The following is a 25506-nucleotide window of genomic DNA, read 5'->3' as shown; positions in this document are numbered from 1 at the left end:
TCCCTCGACCAACTTCTCCCGCCCGGCTAAACCCCGGGCGGGGCTTTTCATTCAAGCGGACGGGCGAACCCATGGCGCTTTCACCTGAACAGATCACCCGGTTCCTGAAATCCGTGCACCCCTATGATGCGCTGCCTGTCGAGGAACTGGCCGACATCGCCGCTCGGATCGAAGCGCGCGCAATCCCAAAGGGCACCGTCATCTATCACCGCGGCGCGCAGTTGCCCGGCCTGTTCATCATCTACGAAGGCCAGGTCGAGATCACCGACGAAAACGGCGCGGTCGTATCCCATCTGGGCCTGCGCAACTCGTTCGGCGAACGTGGTCTGATGCGCGACGGGCGCGCGGTGACCACGGCAACGGCTGACGCGCCCTCGGTTCTGCTGATCATCCCAACTGTCCTGTTTTCCGATCTGCTCCAGCGTCACGTCGTCGTCGCCAAATTCTTCAATCGGGCCCGCCCCGCGCGGCCTGAACAGCAATCGCTGGCCACCACCCGGGTCGAGACCCTGATGGCGCGCAAGCCGGCCACATGCACCCCCGACACGACCGTTCAGGAAGCCGCGCGCCTGATGCGCGACCGGGGCATTTCGTCGGTCTGCATCACCGAGCGCGGCGCGTTGCGCGGCATTGCCACGGTTCGGGACCTGTCGGGCAAGGTCGTGGCGGGCGCCCTGCCCCCGACGACCCCGGTGTCACAGATCATGACCCCGGACCCGCTGACCCTGTCGCCCGGCGACATCGGCTCGGACGTGCTGCACGCGATGCTGGAACGCGGTATCGGCCATATCCCCATCACCGAGGGTGGGCGTCTGGTCGGAATGGTCACCCAGACCGACCTGACCCGATTCCAGGCCGTCAGCTCGGCCGAGCTGGTCGGCCGCATCGCGCAGGCCGGGTCGGCGACCGAGATGGCCGCGGTCACGGCCGAGATCCCGAACCTGCTGGTGCAACTGGTAGCGGCGGGCAACCGGCACGAGATCGTCACCCGCCTGATCACCGACATCGCCGACGCCGCGACGCGCCGGCTGCTGGCGCTGGCCGAGCAGAAACTCGGCCCGGCGCCCGTGCCCTATCTGTGGCTGGCCTGCGGCTCGCAAGGCCGGCAAGAGCAGACAGGCGTATCCGATCAGGACAATTGCCTGATGCTGGATGACGGCGTCACCGATGCCGACCTGCCCTATTTCGAGGCGCTGGCCAAATTCGTGTCCGACGGGCTGGATACCTGCGGGTATTTCTATTGCCCCGGCGACATGATGGCGACCAATCCGCGCTGGCGGCAGCCGGTCCGGGTCTGGCGCGACTATTTCAACGGCTGGATCGCCAAGCCCAACCCCGAGGCGCAGATGCTGGCCTCGGTCATGTTTGACCTGCGCCCCATCGGTGGCCGGTACGAGCTGTTTGCCGACCTGCAGGCCGAAACCCTGCGCGCGGCGCGGGCGAATTCGATCTTCGTGGCGCACATGATCTCGAATTCGCTGAAGCACACACCGCCGCTGGGCCTGCTGCGTGGGATCGCCACGATCCGCTCGGGCGAGCATCGCAACACGCTGGACCTCAAGCACAACGGCGTGGTCCCGGTGGTCGATCTGGGCCGCGTCTACAGCCTGCAGGGTGAATTGATCGAGGTGAACACCCGCGCGCGCCTCAAGGCCGCCGAGGCCGCCGGGGTGCTCAGCCCGTCTGGCACGCGGGACCTGCTGGATGCCTATGACCTGATCGCGGAAACCCGGTTGAACCATCAGGTCAAACAGATCAGGAATGGCGACAAGCCAGACAACTATCTTGCGCCGTCGGAACTGTCGGACTTTGAGCGAAGTCATCTTCGGGACGCGTTTGTCGTGGTAAAGACGATGCAATCCGCGGTCGGGCACGGCAAGGGGATGCTGGGGTAAAGACCCCGGCAGGAAGAACGGAGGAGGAAGATGTTTCTTGAGCTGATCGGCACGATCTTTGCGGGTTTTGCCATCGCGGGCCTCGTGATGGGTTTGAACCGGCTGACCGGTGGCCGCCTGCCGAAATGGTCGGCTCCGGTTGCGGCCGGTTTGAGCATGATCGCAGTCACGATCATCAGCGAGTATTCGTGGTACGACCGCACCCGTGACGCCCTGCCCGAGGGCCTGACCGTCGTGCAGGAGGTCGAAAGCCGCGCGCTCTATCGCCCCTGGACCTATGCGGTGCCGTATGTCGACCGGTTCGCGGCCGTCGATACGGCCTCGTTGCGGACCAATGCGCAGGTGCCGGATCAGCGCCTGATCGACCTGTACTTCTTTGGCCGCTGGGCGCCGGTATCCAAGATGCCGATCGCTGTGAACTGCGCCGAGCACAGCCGTGCAAGTCTGGCGGATGGGGCCGAGTTCTCGGATGACGGGCGTCTGGTCGGTGCCGATTGGGTGCCGGTTGGCGCGGATGATCCGGTGGTCTCAGCCACTTGTGAGGCCTGACCATGCTGACCCGCCTGAGCCTGCGCCTGAGAATTTTTCTGTTCTTTTGCTTGCTTGCCGCGGGAGGCATCGCCATCACCCTGATCGCGCTTTGGCTTGGCCTGCGCCGGGCCGACCCCGCGGACATGACCAGCGCCTTCGTGTTCAGCGGCCTGCTTATCTCGTTTGGCTTGCTTGGGCTGGTCGCTGGTGTCTGGCTGCTGTTCGACGACAACGTAGCAAAGCCGATCGAACGCCTGTCGGCGCAGCTGCGTGCGCGTGCACATGCGGGGGTGGATACCGATCTTGACCTGCAGGCGGCACGCTATCTGGGTGATCTGGCCCCCGCCGCCGCCAGCCTTGCCGAACGACTGGCCACCACCGCCCTGTCCACCGCCGAAGCCGTTGCCGCCGAAACCGCGCATCTGGCGTCAGAGAAAGAACGTCTGACCGCGCTTCTGTCCGAGATCCCGGTCGCGATGCTGCTGGCGGGGCCAAACCACCAGATCGTTCTGTACGACGCGCAGGCCGCCGAGGTTCTGGCGCAGATCGCCCATCCCCGCTTGAACGCCTCGCTGTTCGACTATCTCGAACGCAAACCTCTGCTGGACGCTTATGAGAAGCTGGGGAAAACCGGCATGGATGTCTATTGCACCCTCGCCAGCGTGGACGGGCGCCAAACCTACACGGCACGCATGAAACCGCTGGGCGATGCGCCGGGCTATATGCTGATCTTCGAAGACAGCGTCGCCCGCATTCCGCCAGAGGCCGCGCGCCCTCTGGTCTATGATTTCGATCTTCTGGACACCCCAGGCGACGAGGCGTTCGAAAACCGCCCGCTATCGCAACTGTGCTTTGTGGTCTTCGACACCGAAACCACCGGTTTGCTGCCGCACAAGGACGAGATCGTGCAGATCGGCGCCGTCCGTGTCGTCAAGGGGCGCATCGTCGAGGGCGAGCGGCTGGACACGCTGGTCAATCCGGGCATTCCGATCCCACCCGCTTCGACCAAGGTTCACAAGGTCAGTGACCGTATGGTGCAGGACGCGCCCGATATCGCGCAAGCCGGGCGCATGTTCCACCACTTCGCCCGTGATGCCGTGATCGTGGCCCATAACGCACCTTTCGACATGGCGTTTCTACGCCGTCATGCCAAGCGCATGGAAGTGACTTGGGATCATCCCATCCTGGACACGGTTCTGCTGTCGGCCGTCCTGTTCGGTGCCAGCGAAACCCATACGCTCGACGCTTTGTGCGAAAGACTGGGCGTGGAAATTCCCGAGACGCTCCGCCACACGGCTTTGGGGGATGCGGTTGCGACGGCTGAAGCGTTGGTGCGGATGCTGCCTATGCTGGCTGCGCGCGGAATGCAGACCTTCGGCGACGTGATTGCAGAAACCCGCAAACACGGTCGGCTGTTGGAAGACCTGAACTGACTCAGCCTATTGATCACGATACAGCTTTTCGTGGACAATTCTGCTGCGGCATGGCACCCCGTGCCCGGCCACCACACGAGCGCGCGATGACCGAAAGAACATTCAAACCCGGACCCGATCAAAGCATGGCCTTCCGCGAGGCCCTGGGGTGCTTTGGCACTGGTGTGACGGTCGTCACGACCAGCACCCCGGACGGTCCCTCGGCCATCACCGTCAACTCGTTTGCATCAGTGTCGCTGAATCCACCATTGGTCCTGTGGTGTCTGGCAAAAGAGTCGAACCGTTACGGGGCCTTTCTAGCAGCGCGACATTACTCTATCCATGTCGTGGCCGAGGATCAGCAGGATCTGGCCCTTCGTTTTGCCCGCAATGGCCTCGATTTCTCGCATGCAGACTGGTCCCCGGATCACAAAGGTCGGCCGCAGCTGAGCCAGTGTCTGGCCCGATTTGACTGCACATTGTCTGCCCGCCACGAGGCCGGGGATCATCTGATTCTCGTGGGAGAGGTCGAACAGGTCATGTACCGCACCGGCAAAGGCTTGATCTTCAAGCGCGGACAGTTCGGCGGTTTTGCCGACCTTTTGTAATTACTCGTCCAATGACCCGTGCACGGCAAAGGCCTCCAACTCGGCCTCTTGCGGCGTGATCACCCGAAAAGCCTCGTGAACGCCGGACTCGGTCAGGCTGCGGGCAACGGTCAGCAGGGTGTTGGGGGCATGATCGTCACACATCTCGGACATATGGGCCAGCTCGGCCCGGGCCACGTCCAGCGCCGCCTCGACCGAGGGCGCGCTGTAAAGGCGCACGAAATGCTCGGCCAGGTTGGTGGCCAGCCGCTCCATCTCGGCCGGTTCGATCTGCGTCACCGCCACGAAGGTCACGCGCCCGAAGGTTTCAAGCCCCAGCCACCCGTTAGCAAAGGCTTGACGCGCCTTGCCGGCCAGATCGGCCTCGCCCCAATTCGAAAACTCGAACCCGCCCGAGATGCACCACTCGCCCGTTCGGGCGGGTGAGTGAAAGACGTTCAGGTCGCTTTCGTCGAAATGAATGGCGCGGGCCAGGTTCAATGGGCGTCCTCCAACAGATGGGTCAAGGGAACAAGCTGCGTGTCCGCCCCGTTCCGCAACAGCATGCCGAACCGCTCATCGGCCCCAAGAAACACGCCGCGATCAGCATAGGGCTCTCCGACGCCCTGCAGCAAGCCCATCCATTCCCCGTGCAAGGGTGCGTTGCCATCCTCGGACCAGCGGTTCAGCCAGGTCAGCATGTGACGCGACCAGCTTTCGACCAGCTGCACAGGAGACACACCGGCGCAGCCTTCGTCATACAGGGCTGTCACATCGGGCGACTTGCCGGGCTCGTCCCCGGTTTGCAGCAAGGCCAGCTCCCAGCCGACGACCAGCCAGTCGGGCACGGTTTCCGGATCCGAGGTCGACGCGGCCACACGAAACCGGCCGCACCGGGCCCCGTTGACAAAAATCGGCCCATCCCAGCCCAGATGCACCGCCACCTCGGGCGGAGCCAGCGCGCCCAGCGCGTTTTGGAACCCGACGGCGCACAGCGGCAGCATGGCCATGGCGTCCTGCAAGGGCACCTCCGGCGCAAAGACGATGGCCGCGCGCAGGCGATCCGCCTGGATGTTGTAGACGACGCTGCCTGCATCGCAGCCCAGCGCCGCCATTGCCTGTGCATGGTCGAACGGGTCTTCCCCACCCTGCACCGGGTGCCCGGACAGCAATGGGGGAAAGACCGGCTGCGTCATGCCTTGCCTGCGGCGATCAGATCGCGGGCGATCTTGCGGAACGCGTCGGCCTGCGGGCTGTCGGGTTTGCTGACCACGATCGGCGCCCCGCCATCGGCGGCCACGCGAATATCCAGATGCAGGGGGATTTCTCCCAGCAACGGTACACCCAGTTCGGCGGCTTCGGCGGCGACGCCTCCATGACCGAACACATGTTCCTCGTGCCCGCAGTTCGAGCAGATATGCGTGGACATGTTTTCGATCATGCCGACGATCGGCGTCTTCAGCTGACGGAACATGTCGATGCCCTTGCGCGCGTCAATCAGGGCCACGTCCTGCGGGGTCGAGACGACGATGGCCCCATCCACCTTGAACTTCTGGCTCAGCGTCAGTTGCACGTCACCGGTGCCGGGCGGCAGGTCGACGATCAACACGTCCAGCGCGCCCCACTGCACCTGGTTCATCATCTGCTGCAGCGCGCCCATCAGCATAGGCCCACGCCAGACCACCGCTTGACCTTCGTTGGTCATCAACCCCATCGACATCATGGTGACGCCGTGATTGCGCAGCGGCAGGATGGTTTTGCCATCGGGGCTGGCGGGTCGACCGGACACGCCCAGCATGCGCGGCTGCGATGGGCCGTACACATCGGCATCCAGAAGGCCGACCCGTCGCCCCTCGGCCGCCAGCGCACAGGCCAGGTTGGCCGAGACGGTGGACTTTCCAACCCCGCCCTTGCCCGAGGCAACGGCGATGATCCGGTCAACCCCCGGCACCGCCTGAGGCCCGGTCTGCGAGGGCTTGGGCTTGGGTTTCAAATCCGGCGGCGCCTTGTCGGAATGCGCGGTCAGCAGGGCCGAGACCTTGGCCACCCCGTCGACCATCTGCGCCGCCTTTTCGGCCGTGGCGCGTACCGGTTCCATCTTGTCGGCATTCTTGGGGTCGATCTCGAGAACGAAGCGCACGGTGTCGCCCTCGACATTCAGCGCGCGGACCACGCCCGCGCTGACGATGTCCTGTCCCGAAACCGGGTCGGTGATCTTCTTCAGGTTCGCCAGAACCGCGTCGCGGATGCTCATGCGTCGCCGTCCTTGATCTGGCCGGTCACCACGTGTTCGACATCCAGACCGTCGATCGTCAGGACCATCTTGGCCTCAAAGCTTTTGCCCGCCGGATCGCCCGCCTTGCGCAGCGCGTCTTCGATGGCCTGCTGGCTGGTCACGCCAACCTGTTTGAGGAATTTGCGCATCGACATGTTGTAATCGCCGCTCATCGCCGTGTGTCTCCGTCTTGTTCGTTCATTTGACGCATTCGCCCTGTCACCGTTAGGCTGGGCCATGCGCTTTGTTCTTTTGTGCCTGAGCCTGACGCTCTTCGCCAGCCCCTCTTGGTCGCAGGAGGAGATTGGTCTGGCCGCGCCGGAGGATGTCGCACGCTCGGGTCTTTTGAAACATATTCTTCCGCGCTTCTCGCTCAAGACCGGAATCCGCGTTGTCGCGGATGAAGGGGGCGCGATGGTTCTGGCGGTCGGGCCACCGGGACAGCCGGTGTTTCAGCGCGGCGGCGACATCTATCACCTGCGCATCCAGGACGACCCGCGGCAGGCCCGCTTTCAGGATTGGCTGTTGTCCGACGTGGGCAAACGCACCGTCGAAAGTTTTGCACCGACCGAGGGCGGCCCGTTCTCGGCCAGTTTCGAAACGGTCGCTGCGCCCGAGTCGGATACCATCGAAGGCGACGCCTTGCTGGGTGAAAAGCTGTCGCTGACCCATTGCGGGCGCTGTCATGTGATCGGCCCTCAGAACCGGATGAACGGGTTGGGCTCCACGCCGTCCTTCGCGGTGCTGCGCGCGATGCCGGACTGGTCGAACCGGTTCCAGGCATTCTTTGCCCTGAATCCGCACCCGTCCTTTACCCAGATCGAAGGGATCACTGCGCCCTTCAACCCCGAACGCCCCCCGCCCATTCACCCGCTGATGCTGACGCAAGACGAACTTGAGGCCATTCTGGCCTATGTCTCGGTCATCCGCGCGGCCGACCTGGGGGCGCCGCTCAAGTTTCAGTGATCCTTGCGCTTGCTGAAGTAGTCATCTGTGGTAACGACCTTGGGCTTGGGCTTTGAGGTAAACGGGTTGTCCTCGCTGTGGAACTGCGCCTGCACACGGCAATCGTCACACATCTGGATCATCTTCGCCTGCTCGGACGAGGCGAACATCGGGTGGCTGCCGGCCAGCTTCTCCATGATCCGCTCGACTGTCGATTTCACCCCGAACAGAGCACCGCATTCGATGCAGGCAAAGGGCTCTTCCTCGTTCAGAACACGCGGCGACAGCGCACGGTCGCTCAGGTCCAGTTCGGGCACCAGGATGATCGCGCTTTCGGGACAGATGGTCTTGCACAGCCCGCATTGCAGGCAGGCATCCTGCTGAAAGTTCAGCTGTGGCATGTCGGGGTTGTCGATCAATGCGCCTGACGGGCACAGCGACACGCAACTCAGGCAAAGGGTGCAGGCCTCGATATCCACCGCCACCGCGCCATAGGGCGCGTGTTCCGGCAGGGGCAGCGGCTGAGACGCATCGGGGCGCAGCGCCTGCGCCGCCAACCGCGTGATCTGGCGCCGGTTGCCCAGCGGCAGCACCGGTTGGGCCAGAGGCTGCGGCACGTCCTGCGCATAGAGCAGATCGGCCAGGGCATCGGGATCGGATTCGTCGATCACTCCGACGACGTCCTCTCCGGCGATGGCCAGCGCCAGCGGCAGTTCGCGGTCCAACGCATCCCGCTCGGTCGTCGGGGCCAGCAGGATGTCGACCCGGGCAAAGCCATGAGCCAAGGCAGCCAGCATCTCGGCATGTCCAAAGCCGGACACCACACCCAGCTCCAGCGGAATCACATCGGCGGGCAGCCCGCGCCCGAACCGCGCGGCCAGCCGGATCATCTCGGCCCCGTGGGCATCATGTACCAACAGGCGCGGGGCGCTCCCTCCGGCCCGACGGTAGGTCGCCGCCAAGGTCTGCATCCGCGCCAGCAGGGCCGCCACCGGCGGATCCTCATAGCTGATCGCGGTCGAGGGGCACAGGGCCGCGCATTCACCGCAGCCCGCGCAGACCATCGGGTCGATGGCCACGTGGTCTCCTGCCGGAGTGATGGCCCCGGTGGGGCAGATGTCCAGACAGTTGGAACAGCCCACCTGCCCGGCCCGCGAATGGGCGCACAGGGTTTCTTCGAGCCGGACATACAGCGGCTTTTCGAAGGTCCCGACCAGCTGCGCCGCGTCAAAGGCCAACCGAGCAACCGCCACCGCATCGCGCGGATCGGCGCGCAGGTAGCCTTCGCGCTTGTCGGGGGCCGTCACGAAGGGCGTACCCCCCGCCAGATCGATCAGCACATCGCAGGCCGACACCGCACCGTCGCGCGGCAGGGTCCAGGCAAACGCACCGCGTCCGGCCGGATCAATCTGCTGCAACGCATCCAACCGCAGGGTGAACCCGCCCAGCGCCCCCGAGACCGACCGGACCCGCGCGCGCACCACGTCATAGGCCCGGCTGTCAGGCTGCGCCTCATCGGTGACGACCACCGTCACCGCCATCGTGTCCGACAGCCGGTGGGCCAGCTCAAACGCAACCTCCCCCGGCCCGATGATGCAGGCCGTGCCTTCGCTGATGACATCCACGCTGGGCGTGATCGGCTGCTGCAACAGCGCCTCGGCGGCCAGCGCCGCCATCTTGGGCATCGCCGCGCGCCCCTGCTCGGACCAGCCGGCCCGGTCGCGCAGATCGACAAAGCCGGGGTGATCCACGCCCAGTTCATCGGCCAGCTCGTGAAACACTTGAGCCTCTTGCCCGCAGGCGATGACGATCTGGTCATCCGACTGCATCAGCTTGGCCGCAGCGGTCAGTTCGGAAGTGCACAGCGCCGTGTGGACCCTGCTGCATTCAGCACCGCAGGCAGCCGATATCCCCTGCCCGTCCAGAGCCTGACTTCCGGCGCAATCGCACAAGACCAATTTGGTGACCATGTTCCCCCCGCATCTCTTCCTTGCCCCTAACCTTAGACCCAAACGCCTCCCATGCAACGTGTGGCGGCCGGTTCTGGTCAGAAACTCTGCCTCGCCCGCCAAAGTCGGCTGAACTTCGCCGCGACCCATTTGCGACGATTTTTTTCCAGATCACGACCATTTCAGGCCGCTGCGGACTTGGCACGTGGCCCATTTGTGTACCATAGTGAACCTAAGGGAAGGCAGGGGAGAGCTTTTCCGGGGAGGATCAAAGTGGCCGAGGCCGCAAAACAGATCGAAATGCCGGTTGGCGTCGTCGTGCGCAAGACACCGGGGGTCACTCGCTGGGCCCGGTGGAATTGGCGCGCTGTCGCGGTGCTGCCCGGCGCCCCGCCCGCCGACTGGGTCGAACTGCGCCGCGAGGGCGACGCGGTCGAATACCACGCCGCCACCCTGCCCTTGAAACTCTGGTCCGACGAAACCGAGGCCTATATGGCGAATCTCTCGGACAGCCAGCCATCGCTGTATCTTGTCCTGCGTGACGATGCCGAAGGTGATCGCCCGCTGAACGCGTTTCTGATCACCGCCTCGCCCTACGAGGGGCAGGACTATGCCGATACCGGCGAAGAGATCGTGGAAAAGATCCCGATGACCGAAGGCCTGATTGCTTGGGTGCGCGATTTCACTCTGGCCCATCACCGCGATGAGGTGTTCATCAAACGCCGCCGCGACAAGAAACGGGTGGATCTTGTAGAAGATGGCAAGGGCGATGCGCGCGTTCGGCAGACCTCGGATGTCTACCGCGCCCCGCGGAGGGCCGTGCAATGAGCGCCCGACAGGATTTCTGGTCGCGCCGCAAGGCCGCCGTGCAGGCCGAAGCGCAGGCCGAACGAGAGGCCCTGACCGCGCAGGAGATCGCCGCGCAGCAGGCCGAACTGGAAGAAAAGACCGACGCCGAGATTTTGGCCGAGCTTGACCTGCCCGACCCGGACCTGCTGCAGGCGGGCGACGATGTTTCGGGCTTCATGGACAAGGCCGTGCCGGACCGTCTGCGCCGTCGCGCCTTGCGGCGCTTGTGGCGGTTGAACCCTGTGCTGGCGAATGTGGACGGGCTGGTCGATTACGGCGAGGACTACACTGACGCCGCCTGCGTGGTCGAAAACCTGCAGACGGCTTATCAGGTGGGCAAAGGCATGTTGCGCCATATCGAGGCGTTGGCCGAGCAGACGGAAGCCGAAGAACACCCGGTCGAGGCCGAAGCCGAGCCAGCAACCGAAACGCCCGAGCCTGAAGCCGAGCCTGCGCCCCCTGTCGAAGTGGCAGACGCCATCCAACCGGATGAGGACGAACGCCCCCCGGCCCCGCGGCGCATGAAATTCGAATTCGAAGGATGACCCGATGAACATTCGCGACCCGCAGACGTTCGAGATTTCCCCCGAGGACCGTCTGCGCGCGGATTTCTACAACTTTCTGGGCCTGCTTCTGGCAACACCGCCCGACCAGACCCTGCTGAGCCAGATCGCGGCGCTGTCGGGGGACGAGACCGATCTGGGCCAGGCCATTCAGGCCATGGCCCGCGTGGCCAAAGTGACCAAGCCCGAAGCGGCCGAGCGCGAGTTCAACGCATTGTTCATCGGGCTGGGGCGCGGAGAACTGCTGCCCTATGCCAGCTTCTACCTGACCGGGTTCCTGAACGAGAAACCGCTGGCGCAGCTGCGCAACGACATGGCGGCGCGGGGCATCACCCGGGCGGCAAACGTGTTCGAACCCGAAGACAACATCGCCTCGTTGATGGAGATGATGGGCGGCATGATCGTCGGCCGTTTCGGCGGCCCGGCCGCGTTGGAAGATCAAAAGACGTTCTGGAACAAGCATATCGGCCTCTGGGCCGAGCACTTTTTCTCGGACCTGGAAGCAGCCGAACATTCGGTTCTCTATGCCTCGGTCGGCACCGCCGGCCGGGTTTTCATGGAGATCGAACGCGAGGCCTTCCGCATGACGACGCACTAGGCGGCCGTCATTCGCCGGCGCCCGGCGGGCGCTGAACCGCAAATGGGAAAGGAGGATCCCATGAGCAAGACCAAGGAGACCGGCGCCAGCCGCCGCGACTTCCTGAAACTGGCGGGCACCGCGGCCCCGGCAGCCGTTGCAGCGGCCAGCCTGGGAACCGAGGCCGAAGCGGCCGAGCAACCCTCGGACGAGACCCGCATTCAGGACACGGCGCACACCCGCGCCTATTTCGACAGCGCGCGCTTCTAGGCCGCCCCGGCGACGCCCGGCGCAAGTCCGGACGTGGTCACACTCGGCTGACGGTTGCGATTGGCCCTGACGTCGATTTCGAAACACCAAGCCAGCCATGATCAACATGGCCAGCAAGGGAGGAAGGAAATGCTTAGGAAAAAGACCAACGGGGTTGCGAGACGCCCCCAGCGGACAAGTATCCTGTCCCAAATCGGCGAAAAGAGCGTCGATCGCCGCGCGTTCCTGCGTGGCTCGGGCCTGACGATCGGCGGCCTGGCCGCGATCAGCGCCACGGGTGGAACCGTGTCGCCCGCCAGCGCCCAGACCGCAGCTAACACGGCTGTCGAGAACATCAAATCCGTCTGCACGCATTGCTCGGTCGGCTGTACCGTGGTTGCCGAAGTGCAGAACGGCGTCTGGATCGGGCAGGAACCCGGTTGGGACAGCCCGTTCAACCTGGGCGCTCACTGTGCCAAGGGGGCCGCTGTCCGTGAACACGCCCATGGCGAACGCCGCCTGAAATACCCGATGAAGAAAGAGGGTGGCGAGTGGAAGCGCATCAGCTGGGAACAGGCGATCGACGAGATCGGCGACGGCATGATGAGCATCCGCGAGGAAAGCGGACCTGACAGCGTCTATTGGCTGGGTTCGGCCAAGCACAACAACGAACAGGCCTATCTGTTCCGCAAATTCGCGGCCTACTGGGGCACCAACAACGTGGACCACCAGGCGCGGATCTGCCACTCGACCACCGTTGCGGGTGTTGCGAATACATGGGGCTACGGCGCCATGACCAACAGCTACAACGACATCCACAATTCCAAGGCGATCTTTATCATCGGCGGCAACCCGGCCGAGGCGCACCCCGTCTCGCTGCTGCATGTTCTGCGCGCGAAAGAGCAGAACAACGCCCCGCTGATCGTGTGCGACCCGCGCTTTACGCGCACCGCGGCCCATGCCGACGAATATGTCCGCTTCCGCCCCGGCACCGACGTGGCGCTGATCTGGGGCATCCTGTGGCACATCTTCGACAACAGCTGGGAAGACAAAGAGTTCATCCGCACCCGTGTCTGGGGCATGGACCAGATCCGCGAGGAGGTCGCCAACTGGACCCCTGAAGAGACCGAGCGCGTCACCGGCGTGCCGGGATCGCAGCTCAAGCGCGTGGCGCGGACGCTGGCCAACAACCGTCCCGGCACCGTGATCTGGTGCATGGGCGGCACCCAGCACACCAACGGCAACAACAACACGCGCGCCTATTGCGTGCTGCAGCTGGCGTTGGGCAACATGGGCACTTCTGGTGGCGGCACCAACATCTTCCGCGGCCATGACAACGTGCAGGGCGCAACCGATCTGGGCGTTCTGTCCCACACCCTGCCCGGCTATTACGGCCTGTCCGCAGGCGCATGGGGTCACTGGGCCCGCGTCTGGGGCGAGGAACCGGAGTGGCTGGCTGGCCAGTTCGCAATGGTCAAGGACAAGGACGGCAAGGACAAGTCGCTGCAGAACGAACGGGGCATCCCGGTTTCGCGCTGGATCGACGGTGTTCTGGAAGATCCCGAGAACATGGATCAGCCCAACAACGTCCGCGCCATGGTTCTGTGGGGCCACGCGCCCAACTCGCAGACCCGGATGGTCGAAATGAAGACGGCGATGGAAAAGCTGGACATGCTGGTCGTGATCGACCCGTATCCCACCGTTTCCGCCGTCCTGCATGACCGGACCGATGGCGTCTATCTGCTGCCGGCCTGCACGCAGTTCGAAACCCGTGGCTCGGTCACGGCCTCGAACCGCTCGCTGCAGTGGCGCGACAAGGTGGTCGATCCGCTGTTCGAAAGCCTGCCGGACGAGGTCATCATGGCCAAGTTCGCCAACAAATTCGGCTGGGCGGATCGGTTCTTCCGCAATATCGAGATGGAGGACCCCGAAACCCCGAATGTCGAAAGCATCACGCGCGAGTTCAACGCGGGGCTGTGGACGATCGGCTATACCGGTCAGTCGCCAGAGCGGATCAAAAGCCATATGGCCAACCAGCACACGTTCGACAGAACGACGCTGCAGGCGGTGGGCGGTCCGAATGACGGCGAATACTACGGTCTGCCGTGGCCCTGCTGGGGCACCGCCGAGATGGGGCATCCGGGGACGCCAAACCTCTATGACATGTCCAAACCGGTGGCCGAGGGCGGCCTGACCTTCCGCGCGCGTTTCGGCGTCGAGCGTGACGGTCAGAACCTGCTGGCCGAAGGGGTCTACAGCGTCGGCTCGGAAATCCAGGACGGATACCCCGAGTTCACGATGCAGATGCTGATGGATCTGGGCTGGGATGGCGACCTGACGGCCGAGGAACGCGCGGCCATCGACGCCGTGGCCGGGCCCAAGACCAACTGGAAGACCGACCTGTCGGGCGGCATCCAGCGGGTGGCCATCAAGCATGGCTGTGCGCCCTTCGGCAACGCCAAGGCCCGCACCGTGGTCTGGACCTTCCCGGATCCGATCCCGCTGCACCGCGAGCCGCTGTACACGCCGCGGCGTGACCTGGTGGCCGACTATCCCACCTACGAGGACCGTCAGGCCTATCGCCTTCCGACCTTGTATGCTTCGATCCAGAAGAACGACTTTTCAAAGGATTACCCGATAATCCTAACGTCAGGTCGTCTGGTCGAATATGAAGGTGGCGGCGACGAGACACGGTCGAACCCGTGGCTGGCCGAGCTGCAGCAGGACATGTTCGTCGAGATCAATCCGCGTGACGCCAACAACCTTGGCATTCGCGACGGATCGCAGGTCTGGGTCGAAGGTCCCGAGGGTGGCAAGGTCAAGGTGATGGCGATGCTGACCGAAAGGGTCGGTGCCGGCGTGGCCTTCATGCCCTTCCACTTTGGCGGCCATTTCCAGGGCGCGGACCTGAGGGAGAAATACCCGAAAGGCGCCGACCCGTACGTGCTGGGTGAAAGCACCAACACCGCCCAGACCTATGGCTATGATTCAGTGACCCAGATGCAGGAGACCAAAGCGACTCTCTGCAAGATCTGGGCAGCGTAAGGAGGACGACAATGGCTAGAGCAAAGTTTCTCTGCGACGCTGAACGCTGCATCGAGTGCAACGCCTGCGTGACCGCGTGCAAGAACGAACACGAGGTTCCGTGGGGCATCAACCGCCGCCGGGTGGTGACGATCAATGACGGCAAACCGGGTGAACGTTCGATCTCGGTTGCCTGCATGCATTGTTCGGATGCGCCTTGCATGGCGGTGTGCCCGGTCGACTGCTTCTATCAGAACGAAGAAGGCGTCGTCCTGCACTCCAAGGACCTGTGCATCGGCTGCGGCTATTGCTTCTATGCGTGCCCGTTCGGCGCGCCGCAATACCCGCAGGCCGGCAACTTCGGATCGCGCGGCAAGATGGACAAATGTACCTTCTGCGCCGGCGGCCCCGAGGAAACGCACTCGACCGCAGAGTTCGCCAAATACGGCCGCAACCGGATCGCCGAGGGCAAACTGCCCATCTGCGCCGAGATGTGTTCGACCAAGGCCCTGCTTGCCGGTGACGGCGACGTGGTCTCGGCCATCTACCGCGAACGCGTCGTGGCGCGCGGGTTTGGTTCGGGCGCCTGGGGTTGGGGCACGGCCTACGACCAGAAGGACGGCTGAGACCTCAGCCTGACAACACGGGTGACCCGCGCAGGTGGGTCACCCGATTTTGGATTGATACCGAGGTTCCGATGCTGCGCATTTTTCTGGCTTTGACGTTGACACTTGGGATCGCGCACGGCGCGCTTGCACAGGACACGACCGGCACAGACGAACCAACCGCCGCCCCGCGCGCGCAGACCGGTGGCGCCACGACGCTCGAGGATATTCTGGCCCGGCAACGCGGCGAGAAGGTCGACAACAGCTATCGCGCACAGAATACCGGGCAAGGCAATGCCGAAGGGCTGCTGGGTCAGTTGGGCACGCGCGGCGTCGCCTCGGACAGCGACGTGTATCGCGCCATCCGCTATGGCTCAGCCGATGTCACCGTTTCGACCAAGGGGCCTGCTGCCGGCGTGTTGATCCAGGATGGCGGCATGTGGTGGTGGACTTTCCGCACCGGTCCGCTGCGTGAATACGGAACCTACATTCTGGGCGGGATGCTGGTCGTTCTGCTTCTGTTTTTCCTGATTCGCGGCCGCATCCGCATCGATGGTGAGAAAACAGGCCGCACGGTCACCCGGTTTTCAGGATTTGAAAGGTTCGGGCACTGGCTGTTTGCCGGCTCGTTCCTGATACTTGGATTGACCGGTCTGCTGACGCTCTATGGCCGGGATTTCCTGATCCCACTGTTCGGCAAGGAAGGGTTCGCCACCATCGCGCAAGGCTGCAAGTGGTTGCACAACAATCTGGCCTGGGCCTTCATGCTGGGATTGGTCATCATCACCGTGAACTGGATCGCCCACAACATCCCCAACCGGACCGACCTGAAATGGTTGGCGGCGGGCGGCGGATTGTTCACCAAAGGCAGCCACCCCCCGGCCAAGAAATTCAACGCCGGTCAAAAGATCATTTTCTGGCTGTGCATTCTGCTTGGCGTCTCGATCAGCCTGTCGGGTCTGTCGCTGCTGTTCCCATTCGAGCTTCCGATGTTCGCCAAGACGTTTTCGATCGCCAACGCGACCGGGTTGCCCCAACTGATGGGCTTGGACCTGCCCACGCAGATGTCTCCGCAGGAAGAGATGCAATATGCCCAGATCTGGCACGTCATGGTCGCCTATGCCTTCATCGCCATCATTCTGGCCCATATCTACCTCGGCTCGGTCGGCATGGAGGGCGCGTTTGACGCCATGGGTACCGGCGAGGTCGAAGAGCAATGGGCGCGCGAGCACCATTCGCTGTGGCTGGAAGAGGTAAAGGCGCAGGAGGCCAGCGACGCCGCGGCCTCGCCTGCCGAATAGATGCGCGGGCTGGCTTTGGCGCTGGCCCTGCTGCCGCTGCCGTTGGCGGCGGATTTCTACACGCTCAAGGGCCATGGCGGACCGATCATGGACATCGCCACAGCCCCGGACGGGCGCATTGCCACCGCCAGTTTCGACAATTCCGTGGGACTGTGGTCCGGGCAGCAGCCGGACTGGCTGGAAGGTCACGAGGCTGCCGTGAACGCGGTTGTTTTCAACGGCACCGCGATCTATTCGGCCGGCGACGACTTTACCCTGCGCCGTTGGCCCGGTGGACAGGTCGTTGGTCAGCACAAGGGCAAGGTCGTCGGCCTTGCTGCCTCAAAGACCCTTGTGGCGACTGCCAGTTGGGATGGGACCATCGGCCTGTGGCCAACCCAAGGCGGTGCGGCCAAGCTGCTGGGCCCGACGGGCAGCGGCGTCAACGCGGTGGCCTTCGCGCCGGACGGACGGTCGCTGTACTCCGCCGGGGTCGACGGCAGCTTGCGGGTCTGGGACGTGACGACCGGGGCCGAAACCGCGCGACTGGTCGAGCATGGTTTCGGCATCAACGAACTGGTCCTGAACGCGCAAGACGGTTGGATCGCATATGGCGCGGTCGATGGCGTAACCCGCATTCTGGACCTGACCACCGGGGCCGAGCGTGATTTCACGTTGGACCGCCGCCCGATCCTTGCGCTCGCCCTCAGCCCGGATCGGTCACTGCTGGCGGTGGGCGATGGTGAGGGCTACATCATGGTCATCGACACGCAGAACTGGCGGATTGCGCAGGATTTCCGGGCAACGCTACGCGGCCCGGTCTGGGCACTGGCCTTTTCCCCCGATGGAGAGAACCTGTACGCAGGCGGGCTGGATCAGGCCATGTACAGCTGGCCGGTGGCCGCGCTGGGGTCACAGGAACGGATGGCCAGCCAAGAGCCGAGTTTCCTGAAGGACCCCGAAGAAATGCAAAACGGAGAACGGCAGTTCGCCCGGAAATGCTCGATCTGCCACAGCCTGACGCCGGACGATCAGCGCCGGGCCGGACCGACCCTGCATGGCGTATTCGGGCGTCAGGCCGGGACACTGCCTGGCTACATCTACTCGGAAACGCTGCAAGGGTCTGATATCATTTGGAACGAACAGACGATAAACGCTCTTTTCGATCAGGGACCGGACCACTACATTCCGGGGTCGAAGATGCCGATGCAGCGGATCGCGCAGGCGCAGGACCGCACCGACCTGATTGAATTTCTGCGCAGCGCGACAGCGCCCGCAGACTAAGCCGGAGGATAAGATGAAAGCCTTTCTTGCAGCTGCCGCCGCAATGGTCGTCATTACTGCCGCCGCACCGATGGTATTGCAGCAACTCGGACACTCAGCGGCCGAGACACAGACCGGCTCCTCGGTGCGACTAGACTGAATGTCCGAATTCCTGACCACACGAGAGTTGGCGGACCTGCTGCGCATTGGCGAACGCAAGGCCTATGATCTGGCGTCTTCGGGCGAAGTGCCCTGCGTGAAAGCGATGGGCAAACTTCTCTTTCCCCGGGCCGAGGTACTGGCCTGGCTCAATGCGTCGCGTACCGGGCCGGACACGGTCAAACCGCCCCTGCCCGACATCGTGGCTGGCAGCCATGACCCCCTTTTGGATTGGGCACTCCGCGAAAGCGGCTCGGGGTTGGCCACCTATTACGACGGCTCATTCGACGGGCTGAACCGCCTTGCGCGACGTGACGCACAAGCCGCGGTACTGCACATCCATGAACCGGGCGGGTTCAACGTCAATTCCGTCCGCGATGCGCTGGGAGAGGCGCCCGTGGTTCTGTACGAGGTCGCAAGCCGCCAGCGCGGCCTGTTGCTGGCCCCCGAGGTTCAGGGAATTTCCGATTTTGGTGATCTGAAAGGCCGCCGTATCGTTCTGCGCCAGGACAGTGCCGCCAGTCAGCACTTGTTCGATGCCCAGTTGGAGAGCTGCGGCCTGAGCCGCGCCGATCTTGACGCCCTGCCGACTTGTGCCCGCACCGAAGAGGAACTGGCAATCGCCCTGCACGACCGGAAGGCCGAGGCAGGGTTCGGCATCGGAGCCTTGGCGCGTCTCTACGGGTTGGGCTTCATTCCGACCCACTCCGAACGTCTCGACCTCGCCATCTGGCGGCGGTCCTGTTTCGATCCCCCGATGCAGAAACTACTGACTTTTCTGGGTACAGACAAATTCAGGCGTCGCGCCGATGAATTGGGCGGATACGATCTGTCCGGCTTGGGACAGATCCATCACAACGGCGCAAGTGACTGACCGGCCCTATTGCTGCGCGTTCGGAAAAAAGAGCTGCTCTCCGTTCAATTTGTACGCCGCAATTGCTTCCTGACCGTCGGGGCCAGTGAGCCAGTCGATGAACCTTCTTCCCGCGGCCGCCCGGACCCGCGGATGCTTTTCGGGGTTCACCAGAATTACGCCGTATTGATTGAACAGCCGTGGATCGCCTTCGACCAGAACCTCAAGGTTTCCCTTGTTGCCGAACGACAGCCATGTGGCCCTGTCGGTCAGGGCATAGGCATCCATGCCCGCAGCCAGGTTGAGCGTTGCACCCATGCCCGATCCGGTCTCGCGGTACCACTCGCCCGACGACAAGGTCGGGTCGGTTCCGGACAGACTCCAAAGAGCCTTCTCCGCCTTGTGGGTCCCGCTGTCATCTGCGCGCGACGCGAACGGAGCTTTGGCCTGCGCGATCGCTGCCAACGCGGCCACTGCGTCGTCGTCGCCTTTGATCTTGGCCGGGTCCGATTTCGGGCCCACCAAGACAAAATCGTTGTACATCACGTCCCGCCGCTCAACACCCCAGCCGTCGGCCACGAATTGCTCTTCCGCTGGCTTGGCATGCACCAGCAGAACGTCACCGTCGCCGTTGATCGCGTTTCGGATCGCCTGCCCCGTCCCCACGGCCACAACACGGACATCGATCCCGCTTTCCGCCTCGAACCCCGGCAGGATAAAGTCCAGAAGGCCGGAATTCTGCGTCGATGTCGTGGACTGCACGACAATGAACGGTTCTTCGGCCGCTGCCGGACCTGCGAACAGCCCGAACAGGATCATTGCGCTTTTGATTGCTGCGCGAAACATGGATTGCCTCCGGTTGTTGTTATGTGACCAGCCAGCCCGCCAAATACTGGCGCGATGCCTGGCATTGTGGCGCTTCCAGCACCTGTTTGGCGGCGCCATGCTCGACCACGCGTCCGCCCTGCATCATCACGATATCCGCCGCCAACCGACGGGCTTGCCCGACGTCGTGAGTAACCATCACGATCCGCACCCCCCGGGCCGAGGCGCGCAGGATCATCGCCTCGATCATTTGGGTCGCCGCGGGATCGAGGGCGCTGGTGGGCTCGTCCAGGAACAGGGTCTCGGGGCCAAGCGCAAGCGCGCGAAGGATTGCCAGGCGCTGTGCCTCGCCACCCGACAGCGAGCGCGCCGACTGCCGGGCCTTGGTCTCAAGCCCTCCTTCGGCCAAAAGCTCCTGGATCCGGTTTTTCCGAGCAGTCCTGCCGAGCCCCAGCCGTTTCAAAACAAAGTCCAGATTGGCAGACACCGAGCGGCGCAGCAGAACCGGTTGCTGAAACACCATGGCCTGCCGGGCCTTGTGGGCCGCATTCAGAACTCCGCCATCCTGCAGAACCTGCCCCGCATCGGCCTTGATCAAACCATGCAGGCAACGCAGCAGCAGGCTTTTGCCAGCACCGTTTGGCCCAAGGATCAAAGTCGGCCCCGGACCATCCATCATCAGCTGCGGAACATCCAGCAACAGCTTGCCATTGCGTTCCACTCGCAGACCATCGGCCTGCAGACAATTGGGCATGTCCGGCATCAGATCACGCATGGCGCAACCCTTCCTGCTCGGTCCGAAGCGTCAGGGCGCTGACTGCCGCATTCACGGCTACGGCAATTCCGATCAGGATCGTCCCCAAGGCCAGCGCCAAGGCCAGATTTCCCTTCGAGGTCTCCAACGCAATCGTCGTCGTCATGACCCGCGTCACGTGGTTGATGTTGCCGCCGACGATGATCACCGCGCCGACTTCGGCGATGGCTCGTCCGAACCCGGCCAGCAAGGCAGTCACCAACGCCAGACGCGCATCCCACAACAGCACGGGAACTGACGCCAGCCGCGACACTCCCAACGAGCGCAACTGTTCCGAATATTCCTCGGCCAGCATCTCGATCACCTGCCGCGTCAACGCCGCGACGATCGGGGTCACCAGCACTGTTTGAGCTATGATCATGGCGGTCGGCGTATACAAAAGCTCCAGCACACCCAGCGGACCCGAACGGGACAGCATCAGGTAGACAAGCAGGCCGACGACAACCGGGGGAAAGCCCATCAGAGCGTTCATCAGAATGATCAACGCGCGCCGTCCGGGAAAGCGGGCCACCGCCAAGGCCGCGCCGACCGGCATCCCGATCACGGCTGAAATCAACACAGCCAGCACCGAAACTTGCAGCGACAGCATCACGATCGCCCAAAGGTCCGGATCCCCTGTCAGGATCAGGTGGCCCGCTTGGCTGAATTGTGATGCAAAATCCTGCATTTTATTCCCGCATCCACCGAATTTCGTAGGGGTCGCAAAATCTTACAGGAATAATAAAGGAAACTGCTTTTGAAGACAGTTAAATTCCGACATCCGCAAAAACAAACGCGGCCCACAGGGGGCCGCGCTGAATTGTTGTCATGGTACAGCCAATCAGTTCAGGGCTGCATCCGTGATCTGGCTGGTCCACGCGCCTTCCGGCTTTTTGGTGATCACCGGGTCCGAGCCGCCGGCGAGCAGCGTGTTCACCGTGCGCTCGAAGTCAGCCGGATCCAACGCGCCGTTCGAACCTGCGGTCAGCTTGGCGATCTCGCCCATCATGCGCTTCTGGTGTTCTTCGGTCTGGGCACCGGTCGCATCGTTTTCCAACACGATTTCAGCGGCTTCGTCCGGGTTCTCCTCGGCGTATTTCCAGCCTTTCATCGAAGCGCGCACGAAGCGTTCCATCTTGTCGACGAAGGCCGGGTCGCTGAGGTTTTCTTCAAGCACGTACAGGCCATCTTCCAGCGTGGCCACGCCCTGGTCTTCGTACTTGAAGGTCACCAGCTCGTCGGGGCTGACACCGGCGTCGATCACCTGCCAGTATTCATTGTAGGTCATGGTGCTGATGCAATCGGCCTGGCGCTGCAGCAGCGGGTCGACGTTGAAGCCCTGCTTCAAGACCTCGACGCCGTTCTCGCTCTTGCCGCCGGTGTCGATGCCCAGCTGGCTCATCCAGCTCATGAACGGGAATTCATTGCCGAAGAACCAGACGCCCAGCGTGCGGTTCTTGAGGTCCTCGGGCGAGGAAATGCCCGCATCCTTCCAGCAGGTCAGCATCATGCCCGAGCTTTTGAAGGGCTGTGCAATGTTGACCAGCGGCAGGCCCTTTTCGCGCGCGGCCAACGCGGCGGGCATCCATTCCACGGTGACGTCAGCGCCACCGCCCGCGATCACCTGCGTGGGCGCGATGTCGGGGCCGCCGGGCAGGATGGTGACATCCAGCCCCTCTTCTTCGTAAAACCCCTTGTCCTTTGCGACGTAGTAGCCCGCGAACTGGGCCTGGGTGACCCATTTCAATTGCAGCGTCACCTCGTCTGCGGCAAAGGCCGATCCGGCCGTCAGGGCCAGGCCCGTGATTGCCCCGCTTATAAACTTCTTCATCTTCATTTCTCCTAGTTGTTGTTGCGCCCCGTTTTTGGGGTCTTTTGAATGATTTATCCCCGCTGCGAGGGGTGCCAGAAGGTCACCAGTTTCTCGATCATGGCGACCACACCGTAGAACGCGGTCCCGGCCAGCGCCGCGACCACGATTTCCGCCCAGACCATGTCCAGCGACAATTGCCCGACACTGGTCGAGATCCGGAACCCCATGCCCAAAGTGGGCGAGCCGAAGAACTCTGCCACGATAGCGCCGATCAGGGCCAGCGTGGTGGAAATTTTCAACCCGTTGAAAATAAACGGCATGGCCGCGGGCAACCGCAGCTTCAGAAAGCTTTGCCAATAGGTTGCGGCATAGGTCTCCATCAGGTCGCGCTGCATAGCGGTGGCCTCGCGCAAGCCGGCCACCGTGTTGACCAACATCGGGAAGAAGACCATCACCACCACAACGGCCGCCTTCGAATGCCAGTCGAACCCGAACCACATCACAAGGATCGGCGCGGTGCCCACGATCGGCAGCGCGGCTACGAAATTGCCCACCGGCAACAGGCCCAGGCGCAGGAAGTCCCACCGGTCCACGGCGATTGCCATCAGGAAGGCGGCGCCGCATCCGATGACATAGCCGCTGAGCGCGCCCTTGATGATGGTCTGCACGAAATCGGCCCAAAGGATCGGCAAGCTGTCCCAGAACCGCTCCCAGATCACCGAAGGCGCGGGCAGGATGACCAGAGGCACCTCAAGCCCGCGCACCAGCAATTCCCAAACCCCGATGACGGTCAGGCCGAAGATCAGCGGCGCCAGAATGCGCACCGCCCGCGTGTCGGCATAAGGTCCGCTGGCAAGGCGGGTGTTCAGCCACCAACCGGCCAGCCACAAAAGGATTGCAAGACCGACCATCATCATTGCGCCATCCCCATGCGTTTCAACACCGCCCGCTCGATCAGGCCCAACAGGCCCACCAGGCAGGCCGCAAGAATGGCCGCGGCAAACAGCGCCGACCAGATCTGCACCGTCTGGCCGTAGTAGCTGCCAGCCAGCAGACGCGCGCCCAGCCCCGCCACGGCGCCTGTCGGCAGTTCGCCGACGATGGCCCCCACCAGCGACGCGGCGATCCCGATCTTGAGAGAGGCGAACAGATAGGGCATCGAGGCCGGCAGGCGCAGTTTCCAGAACGCCTGCCCGTTGCTTGCATTATAGGTGCGCAGCAGGTCCAACTGCATCGCATCAGGGCTGCGCAGGCCCTTGACCATGCCCACGACCACCGGGAAGAAGCTCAGATAGGCCGAGATCACCGCCTTGGGGATGATTCCCTGAATGCCGATCGAATACAGCACCACGATGATCATCGGCGCCAGCGCGATGATGGGGATGGTTTGGCTGACGATGGCCCAAGGCATGACCGACAGGTCCATCACCCGGCTGTGCACGATCCCCACAGCCAGCAGGATGCCCAGCCCCGTGCCGATGGCAAAGCCCAGAATCGTCGCGCTGAGCGTCACCCAGCCGTGATAGACCAGCGACCGTTTCGAGGTGATCTTCTTTTGAACCGTGGTCTCCCACAGCTCGATGCCCACCTGATGCGGCGCAGGCAGACGCGGCCGATCCTGCGCCCAAGTCGCCGGAACGGCAAAGCTGTTGCGCAGCACCAGGCCGATTTCACCCATGTCGCGGCGGTCTTTGGACGAAGGCGGAACCACTTCGGCCCCGGCGCGTTCCTGTTCGGTCAGAACGCCCTTGATGTTAATCGGAATGCAGGCCGCGTACCAGATAACGACGATGGCCAGCAAAACGGTCAGAACGGCTACAAGCTGCTTCATGCGTGCCACTCCATCCGCACCACGGGAACGGTCTCGGGCGGCGTTGCGGCCTCGGTCCCGGTTTCGACAAAACCCTCTCGGCGATAGAAGCGTTGCGCGGCGGCATTCGGTTGATGGGCCGTCAGCCACAGAAAGCTGCGCCCCTGTTTAGCCCGATCCAGAAGGCGCTTGCCGATGCCCTGCCCGGTCCGTTGGCAATAGAGCGCGCCGACCTTCCGCGCCGCGGGATCGACCGACATGTAGCAATCGACGGGTTCGCCCACGACCCACATCTCGCGGTCCGGGAAGGCCTGTGCGATCAGCGCCTCCAATTCCTGTTGGGGCAGTTCATCCGTCATCCACTCGGTCTGACGGACCCAGGCCGAGACCACCGCCGCGCAGGCTGGCACATCCGCCTCGGTCGCGCGTCTGATGTCATACCTGCCCATCACACATCGTCCCCATGCCCGGCGCGCAGCCCTTCGCGCACGCGATGCGCGACCTCGATGAATTCCGGCGTGTCGCGGATGTCCAGCGGCCGTTCCTTGGGCAGAGGGCTGTCGATCACATCGGTGATCCGCCCGGGGCGCGGGCTCATGACCACGATCTTGGTGCTCAGATACACCGCCTCGGGGATCGAGTGGGTGACAAACCCGATCGTCTTGCCGGTGCGCGCCCACAGCGCCAAAAGCTGTTCGTTCAGGTGATCGCGCACGATCTCGTCCAGCGCGCCGAAAGGCTCGTCCATCAACAGGATATCGGCGTCGAAGGCCAGTGCCCGGGCGATGCTGGCCCGTTGCTGCATTCCACCCGAAAGCTGCCATGGGAATTTTTCACCAAACCCTGCTAGATCAACAAGTTCCAGAACGTTCTTTACACGTTCTTCCTGTTCCTGAGCCGAATATCCCATGATCTCGAGCGGCAGTTTGATGTTCTTGGCGATGGTCCGCCACGGGTACAGGCCCGCCGCCTGGAACACATAGCCATAGGCCCGGTTCCGGCGGGCCTCGTCCGGAGTCATGCCGTTGACGGTCAGCGTGCCGCCCATAGGCGTTTCCAGCGCAGCGACACAGCGCAGGAAGGTCGTTTTTCCGCAGCCCGAAGGGCCGATGAAACTGACGAATTCGCCCTTGTCGACCGCCAGGTTGACGTCCTTGAGGGCGTGCACGGGTCCGTCATTGGTCTGGAAGGTCAGGTCGAGGTTCTTTGCCTCGATCACGGGCTGGGTATTGCTTTCCGATGTCATCCT

The 25506-nt window shown here is 63.4% G+C and carries 28 protein-coding genes; 15 read left to right on the top strand and 13 right to left on the bottom strand.

Features of this window, described 5'->3' with window-relative positions; genetic code table 11:
• Nucleotides 1-71: 71 nt before the first annotated feature.
• The 4 genes from ACR3EK_RS06250 to ACR3EK_RS06235 all read left to right on the top strand — a co-directional run bounded on the left by ACR3EK_RS06250 (nucleotide 72) and on the right by ACR3EK_RS06235 (nucleotide 4446).
• Nucleotides 72-1895: a DUF294 nucleotidyltransferase-like domain-containing protein gene (locus ACR3EK_RS06250; RefSeq protein ID WP_480632958.1), complete on the top strand. Its 1824-nt coding sequence runs from the start codon at nucleotides 72-74 to the stop codon at nucleotides 1893-1895.
• Between the two features lie 30 nt (nucleotides 1896-1925).
• Nucleotides 1926-2444: a hypothetical protein gene (locus tag ACR3EK_RS06245; RefSeq protein WP_480632957.1), complete on the top strand. Its 519-nt coding sequence runs from the start codon at nucleotides 1926-1928 to the stop codon at nucleotides 2442-2444.
• A 2-nt stretch (nucleotides 2445-2446) separates the two neighbouring features.
• Complete coding sequence (locus tag ACR3EK_RS06240; protein ID WP_170357568.1) at nucleotides 2447-3859, top strand: 3'-5' exonuclease; 1413 nt, start codon at nucleotides 2447-2449, stop codon at nucleotides 3857-3859.
• Nucleotides 3860-3945: 86 nt separating this feature from the next.
• Entirely contained in the window at nucleotides 3946-4446 is a 501-nt protein-coding gene (locus ACR3EK_RS06235; RefSeq protein WP_480632956.1) for a flavin reductase family protein, read from the top strand.
• Here the strand turns inward: ACR3EK_RS06235 and ACR3EK_RS06230 are convergent, their stop codons facing one another.
• Genes ACR3EK_RS06230 through ACR3EK_RS06215 form a run of 4 tightly spaced genes read right to left on the bottom strand, consistent with a single transcriptional unit; the run spans nucleotide 4447 to nucleotide 6873 of the window.
• Nucleotides 4447-4926: a DUF6505 family protein gene (locus ACR3EK_RS06230; protein ID WP_480632955.1), complete on the bottom strand. Its 480-nt coding sequence runs from the start codon at nucleotides 4924-4926 to the stop codon at nucleotides 4447-4449. It lies immediately after the preceding gene.
• Nucleotides 4923-5621: a biotin/lipoate--protein ligase family protein gene (locus ACR3EK_RS06225; RefSeq protein ID WP_480632954.1), complete on the bottom strand. Its 699-nt coding sequence runs from the start codon at nucleotides 5619-5621 to the stop codon at nucleotides 4923-4925. The genes ACR3EK_RS06230 and ACR3EK_RS06225 overlap by 4 nt, the downstream gene beginning before the upstream one ends.
• A complete protein-coding gene (locus ACR3EK_RS06220; RefSeq protein WP_480632953.1) occupies nucleotides 5618-6679 on the bottom strand; it encodes an Mrp/NBP35 family ATP-binding protein in 1062 nt (353 codons plus the stop codon). The genes ACR3EK_RS06225 and ACR3EK_RS06220 overlap by 4 nt, the downstream gene beginning before the upstream one ends.
• On the bottom strand, nucleotides 6676-6873 hold the full coding sequence (locus ACR3EK_RS06215) for a DUF6494 family protein (protein WP_005983748.1): 198 nt from the start codon (nucleotides 6871-6873) through the stop codon (nucleotides 6676-6678). Before ACR3EK_RS06215 ends, ACR3EK_RS06220 begins: the two co-directional genes overlap by 4 nt.
• A 64-nt stretch (nucleotides 6874-6937) precedes the next feature.
• Between ACR3EK_RS06215 and ACR3EK_RS06210 the strand changes: the two genes are divergently transcribed.
• Complete coding sequence (locus ACR3EK_RS06210) at nucleotides 6938-7666, top strand: c-type cytochrome (RefSeq protein ID WP_480632952.1); 729 nt, start codon at nucleotides 6938-6940, stop codon at nucleotides 7664-7666.
• Here the strand turns inward: ACR3EK_RS06210 and ACR3EK_RS06205 are convergent.
• Nucleotides 7660-9615, bottom strand: a complete 1956-nt coding sequence (locus tag ACR3EK_RS06205; protein ID WP_480632951.1) for a 4Fe-4S dicluster domain-containing protein — start codon at nucleotides 9613-9615, stop codon at nucleotides 7660-7662. The two genes, ACR3EK_RS06210 and ACR3EK_RS06205, sit on opposite strands and share 7 nt — an antisense overlap.
• Before the next feature lie 252 nt (nucleotides 9616-9867).
• Between ACR3EK_RS06205 and ACR3EK_RS06200 the strand changes: the two genes are divergently transcribed.
• The 10 genes from ACR3EK_RS06200 to ACR3EK_RS06155 all read left to right on the top strand — a co-directional run bounded on the left by ACR3EK_RS06200 (nucleotide 9868) and on the right by ACR3EK_RS06155 (nucleotide 19037).
• Nucleotides 9868-10422 (top strand): DUF3305 domain-containing protein, encoded by a 555-nt coding sequence (locus tag ACR3EK_RS06200; RefSeq protein WP_480632950.1) that lies wholly within the window; start codon nucleotides 9868-9870, stop codon nucleotides 10420-10422.
• Entirely contained in the window at nucleotides 10419-10988 is a 570-nt protein-coding gene (locus ACR3EK_RS06195; RefSeq protein ID WP_480632949.1) for a DUF3306 domain-containing protein, read from the top strand. Before ACR3EK_RS06200 ends, ACR3EK_RS06195 begins: the two co-directional genes overlap by 4 nt.
• 4 nt (nucleotides 10989-10992) lie before the next feature.
• Nucleotides 10993-11604, top strand: a complete 612-nt coding sequence (locus tag ACR3EK_RS06190; RefSeq protein ID WP_480632948.1) for a TorD/DmsD family molecular chaperone — start codon at nucleotides 10993-10995, stop codon at nucleotides 11602-11604.
• 60 nt (nucleotides 11605-11664) lie between these two features.
• Entirely contained in the window at nucleotides 11665-11853 is a 189-nt protein-coding gene (locus ACR3EK_RS06185) for a twin-arginine translocation signal domain-containing protein (RefSeq protein WP_005983760.1), read from the top strand.
• A gap of 129 nt (nucleotides 11854-11982) precedes the next feature.
• Complete coding sequence (locus tag ACR3EK_RS06180; protein WP_170371225.1) at nucleotides 11983-14877, top strand: formate dehydrogenase subunit alpha; 2895 nt, start codon at nucleotides 11983-11985, stop codon at nucleotides 14875-14877.
• Nucleotides 14878-14888: 11 nt separating this feature from the next.
• Nucleotides 14889-15482 (top strand): formate dehydrogenase FDH3 subunit beta, encoded by a 594-nt coding sequence (gene fdh3B, locus ACR3EK_RS06175; RefSeq protein ID WP_005983764.1) that lies wholly within the window; start codon nucleotides 14889-14891, stop codon nucleotides 15480-15482.
• A 71-nt stretch (nucleotides 15483-15553) separates the two neighbouring features.
• On the top strand, nucleotides 15554-16762 hold the full coding sequence (locus ACR3EK_RS06170) for a formate dehydrogenase subunit gamma (protein WP_170508649.1): 1209 nt from the start codon (nucleotides 15554-15556) through the stop codon (nucleotides 16760-16762).
• Nucleotides 16763-18025 carry a c-type cytochrome gene (locus tag ACR3EK_RS06165; RefSeq protein ID WP_480632947.1) on the top strand — a complete coding sequence of 421 codons (1263 nt, stop codon included), beginning with the start codon at nucleotides 16763-16765 and terminating at the stop codon, nucleotides 18023-18025. It begins immediately after the preceding gene.
• A gap of 13 nt (nucleotides 18026-18038) precedes the next feature.
• Complete coding sequence (locus tag ACR3EK_RS06160) at nucleotides 18039-18164, top strand: hypothetical protein (protein WP_261392079.1); 126 nt, start codon at nucleotides 18039-18041, stop codon at nucleotides 18162-18164.
• Nucleotides 18165-19037, top strand: coding sequence for a helix-turn-helix transcriptional regulator (locus ACR3EK_RS06155; RefSeq protein WP_170339616.1), 873 nt, complete (start codon nucleotides 18165-18167; stop codon nucleotides 19035-19037).
• 6 nt (nucleotides 19038-19043) lie between these two features.
• Here ACR3EK_RS06155 and ACR3EK_RS06150 read toward each other — a convergent pair whose 3' ends face one another.
• From ACR3EK_RS06150 to ACR3EK_RS06115, 8 genes are all read right to left on the bottom strand, one after another.
• On the bottom strand, nucleotides 19044-19862 hold the full coding sequence (locus tag ACR3EK_RS06150) for an ABC transporter substrate-binding protein (RefSeq protein WP_480632946.1): 819 nt from the start codon (nucleotides 19860-19862) through the stop codon (nucleotides 19044-19046).
• Nucleotides 19863-19881: 19 nt separating this feature from the next.
• Entirely contained in the window at nucleotides 19882-20616 is a 735-nt protein-coding gene (locus ACR3EK_RS06145) for an ATP-binding cassette domain-containing protein (RefSeq protein WP_170445467.1), read from the bottom strand.
• A complete protein-coding gene (locus ACR3EK_RS06140) occupies nucleotides 20609-21322 on the bottom strand; it encodes an ABC transporter permease (RefSeq protein ID WP_093961810.1) in 714 nt (237 codons plus the stop codon). Before ACR3EK_RS06140 ends, ACR3EK_RS06145 begins: the two co-directional genes overlap by 8 nt.
• 153 nt (nucleotides 21323-21475) lie before the next feature.
• Nucleotides 21476-22465, bottom strand: a complete 990-nt coding sequence (locus tag ACR3EK_RS06135) for an ABC transporter substrate-binding protein (protein ID WP_170357554.1) — start codon at nucleotides 22463-22465, stop codon at nucleotides 21476-21478.
• Nucleotides 22466-22518: 53 nt separating this feature from the next.
• Entirely contained in the window at nucleotides 22519-23364 is an 846-nt protein-coding gene (locus tag ACR3EK_RS06130) for an ABC transporter permease (protein WP_170357553.1), read from the bottom strand.
• A complete protein-coding gene (locus ACR3EK_RS06125; RefSeq protein ID WP_480632945.1) occupies nucleotides 23361-24278 on the bottom strand; it encodes an ABC transporter permease in 918 nt (305 codons plus the stop codon). The genes ACR3EK_RS06130 and ACR3EK_RS06125 overlap by 4 nt, the downstream gene beginning before the upstream one ends.
• Nucleotides 24275-24706, bottom strand: coding sequence for an N-acetyltransferase family protein (locus ACR3EK_RS06120; protein ID WP_480632944.1), 432 nt, complete (start codon nucleotides 24704-24706; stop codon nucleotides 24275-24277). Before ACR3EK_RS06120 ends, ACR3EK_RS06125 begins: the two co-directional genes overlap by 4 nt.
• Nucleotides 24706-25503 (bottom strand): ABC transporter ATP-binding protein, encoded by a 798-nt coding sequence (locus ACR3EK_RS06115; RefSeq protein WP_480632943.1) that lies wholly within the window; start codon nucleotides 25501-25503, stop codon nucleotides 24706-24708. Before ACR3EK_RS06115 ends, ACR3EK_RS06120 begins: the two co-directional genes overlap by 1 nt.
• Nucleotides 25504-25506 lie beyond the last annotated feature (3 nt).

The organism is Ruegeria sp. BC8 (genome assembly GCF_056535705.1).
This window is presented reverse-complemented; position numbering and strand designations above follow the sequence as displayed.

Bases quoted from the DNA above. Each gene is read 5' to 3' on its own strand.
- ACR3EK_RS06250 (WP_480632958.1), top strand. From the start codon at position 72: ATGGCGCTTTCACCTGAACAGATCACCCGGTTCCTGAAATCCGTGCAC.
- ACR3EK_RS06245 (WP_480632957.1), top strand. From the start codon at position 1,926: ATGTTTCTTGAGCTGATCGGCACGATCTTTGCGGGTTTTGCCATCGCG.
- ACR3EK_RS06240 (WP_170357568.1), top strand. From the start codon at position 2,447: ATGCTGACCCGCCTGAGCCTGCGCCTGAGAATTTTTCTGTTCTTTTGC.
- ACR3EK_RS06235 (WP_480632956.1), top strand. From the start codon at position 3,946: ATGACCGAAAGAACATTCAAACCCGGACCCGATCAAAGCATGGCCTTC.
- ACR3EK_RS06225 (WP_480632954.1), bottom strand. From the start codon at position 5,621: ATGACGCAGCCGGTCTTTCCCCCATTGCTGTCCGGGCACCCGGTGCAG.
- ACR3EK_RS06220 (WP_480632953.1), bottom strand. From the start codon at position 6,679: ATGAGCATCCGCGACGCGGTTCTGGCGAACCTGAAGAAGATCACCGAC.
- ACR3EK_RS06215 (WP_005983748.1), bottom strand. From the start codon at position 6,873: ATGAGCGGCGATTACAACATGTCGATGCGCAAATTCCTCAAACAGGTT.
- ACR3EK_RS06210 (WP_480632952.1), top strand. From the start codon at position 6,938: ATGCGCTTTGTTCTTTTGTGCCTGAGCCTGACGCTCTTCGCCAGCCCC.
- ACR3EK_RS06205 (WP_480632951.1), bottom strand. From the start codon at position 9,615: ATGGTCACCAAATTGGTCTTGTGCGATTGCGCCGGAAGTCAGGCTCTG.
- ACR3EK_RS06195 (WP_480632949.1), top strand. From the start codon at position 10,419: ATGAGCGCCCGACAGGATTTCTGGTCGCGCCGCAAGGCCGCCGTGCAG.
- ACR3EK_RS06190 (WP_480632948.1), top strand. From the start codon at position 10,993: ATGAACATTCGCGACCCGCAGACGTTCGAGATTTCCCCCGAGGACCGT.
- ACR3EK_RS06185 (WP_005983760.1), top strand. From the start codon at position 11,665: ATGAGCAAGACCAAGGAGACCGGCGCCAGCCGCCGCGACTTCCTGAAA.
- ACR3EK_RS06180 (WP_170371225.1), top strand. From the start codon at position 11,983: ATGCTTAGGAAAAAGACCAACGGGGTTGCGAGACGCCCCCAGCGGACA.
- fdh3B (WP_005983764.1), top strand. From the start codon at position 14,889: ATGGCTAGAGCAAAGTTTCTCTGCGACGCTGAACGCTGCATCGAGTGC.
- ACR3EK_RS06170 (WP_170508649.1), top strand. From the start codon at position 15,554: ATGCTGCGCATTTTTCTGGCTTTGACGTTGACACTTGGGATCGCGCAC.
- ACR3EK_RS06165 (WP_480632947.1), top strand. From the start codon at position 16,763: ATGCGCGGGCTGGCTTTGGCGCTGGCCCTGCTGCCGCTGCCGTTGGCG.
- ACR3EK_RS06160 (WP_261392079.1), top strand. From the start codon at position 18,039: ATGAAAGCCTTTCTTGCAGCTGCCGCCGCAATGGTCGTCATTACTGCC.
- ACR3EK_RS06155 (WP_170339616.1), top strand. From the start codon at position 18,165: ATGTCCGAATTCCTGACCACACGAGAGTTGGCGGACCTGCTGCGCATT.
- ACR3EK_RS06150 (WP_480632946.1), bottom strand. From the start codon at position 19,862: ATGTTTCGCGCAGCAATCAAAAGCGCAATGATCCTGTTCGGGCTGTTC.
- ACR3EK_RS06145 (WP_170445467.1), bottom strand. From the start codon at position 20,616: ATGCGTGATCTGATGCCGGACATGCCCAATTGTCTGCAGGCCGATGGT.
- ACR3EK_RS06140 (WP_093961810.1), bottom strand. From the start codon at position 21,322: ATGCAGGATTTTGCATCACAATTCAGCCAAGCGGGCCACCTGATCCTG.
- ACR3EK_RS06135 (WP_170357554.1), bottom strand. From the start codon at position 22,465: ATGAAGAAGTTTATAAGCGGGGCAATCACGGGCCTGGCCCTGACGGCC.
- ACR3EK_RS06130 (WP_170357553.1), bottom strand. From the start codon at position 23,364: ATGATGATGGTCGGTCTTGCAATCCTTTTGTGGCTGGCCGGTTGGTGG.
- ACR3EK_RS06125 (WP_480632945.1), bottom strand. From the start codon at position 24,278: ATGAAGCAGCTTGTAGCCGTTCTGACCGTTTTGCTGGCCATCGTCGTT.
- ACR3EK_RS06120 (WP_480632944.1), bottom strand. From the start codon at position 24,706: ATGGGCAGGTATGACATCAGACGCGCGACCGAGGCGGATGTGCCAGCC.
- ACR3EK_RS06115 (WP_480632943.1), bottom strand. From the start codon at position 25,503: ATGACATCGGAAAGCAATACCCAGCCCGTGATCGAGGCAAAGAACCTC.